Origin of the sequence: Xanthomonas sp. SHU 308 (assembly GCF_000364645.1) — a bacterium.
GTDB classification, from domain to species: domain Bacteria; phylum Pseudomonadota; class Gammaproteobacteria; order Xanthomonadales; family Xanthomonadaceae; genus Xanthomonas_A; species Xanthomonas_A sontii.
Genome location: NZ_AQOK01000490.1, coordinates 1 through 382 on the forward strand (window position 1 = coordinate 1; position 382 = coordinate 382).

The 382-nt window shown below is 73.8% G+C and carries 1 protein-coding gene; it reads right to left on the reverse strand.

Annotated features, from left to right (window positions below):
- Positions 1 to 382 (reverse strand): FecR domain-containing protein (locus D588_RS0114830; RefSeq protein ID WP_017916542.1); only part of this gene is annotated, 382 nt, incomplete at both ends.

A 382-nucleotide genomic window follows, 5' to 3' on the forward strand; every position in this document is an offset into this window, starting at 1 on the left:
GCGCGCTGGCCGGCGCGCAGCACGGCAGTGCTGCCGCCGTCCGGCGCGCGCACGGCGACACGGCCGTCGATCACGGCGACCTCGGCGGTGCGACCCTGCAGGCGCACATCGAAACGCGTGCCGAGCACCCGGGCGCTGCCGCCGGCGCTGTCGACCACGAACGGACGCCGTGGATCGTGCGTCACCTGCAGCAACGCTTCGCCGCGCAACAGCTGGACCGAGCGCAGGTGCGCCTGCATGTCCACGGCGATGGCGCTATCGGTGTTGAGCGTGACCACGCTGCCGTCGCGCAGATGCACGATGCGCACCTCGCCGACCCGGGTGAAGGCATCGCTGCGCAGTCGGTCCAGGCCGCCCCCGCCAACCCAGGCGCTGCCGCCGA